The sequence below is a fragment of the Flavobacterium bomense genome (assembly GCF_003970355.1).
In genome coordinates, this window is record NZ_RYDJ01000297.1 from 1 (window position 1) to 1,011 (window position 1,011).

Here is a 1,011-nt window from a genome sequence, read left to right on the forward strand (position 1 = left end):
CTAATCGTATTTGGAACGACAGTTTACAGTCAGACTAATGCCGAATCCTCTTTGCCTTCCAATCTCAAAGAAATAAGTTATAACGAGTATTTGGGGTTTGTAAAAAAGTATCATCCGTTGGTGAAAAATGCCAACTTGGAAATCAGCAAAGCCCAAGCTAACTTGATGATGGCACGTGGCGGATTTGATCCAAAATTGGAATTGAATTATAATAAAAAACAATTTCAAGGAACCGAATATTATTCGATAATGAATAGCAGTTTCAAAATCCCAACTTGGTACGGAATAGACATAAAAGCAGGATTTGATGAAAACGAAGGCTATTATCTTGACCCCCAAAACAAAACCCCTAGCAACGGATTAACTTCCCTCGGAATTAGTGCTCCTCTTGGACAAGGATTACTAATTAATCAAAGAATGGCCGATTTGCAAAAAGCAAAAATTCAGGTCAAATTAAGTCAAGCACAGCAAAAACTAGAAGCCGTTGCTGTTTTATATGATGCTTCGGTAGCGTATTTTAATTGGAAAAAAAGTTACGAAGAATATTTGCTTTATGAAAATTACAGTACCAACGCCCAAAAGCGATATGAAGGAATTGAATCTTTAATAAAACAAGGAGACAAACCCGCAATAGACAGTGTTGAAGCAGGAATTGTTGTTAAAAACAGATTGCTGGCACTTGAAGATTCAAAATTAAAATTAACAAAAGCAAAACTGGAATTGTCCAATTTTCTTTGGCTAGAAAACAACATCCCATTAGAATTGGCAGATGCCATAATCCCAGAAAAAAAACTAGGGCAAACCATTCAGGAAACACTCAATATTAGCGATTTGGTCAATCAAGAATTATCCTTAATTAATCATCCAAAAATTGAAGCACTACAAAGCAAAATCGATATGTTGACTGTAGAGAAAAAAATGAAAGCCAATATGTTATTGCCTAAAATCGATGTAGGATATTCGTATTTAGCACAACCCAATCCGACTAAACCTAACAGTACTGACAATTAC

Annotated in this window: 1 protein-coding gene; it reads left to right on the forward strand. The window is 35.1% G+C overall.

Annotation, left to right across the window (positions count from 1 at the left end; all coding sequences use genetic code 11):
- On the forward strand, window positions 1-1,011 hold a 1,011-nt coding region (locus EKL98_RS17440; protein ID WP_394343497.1), incomplete at both ends, for a TolC family protein.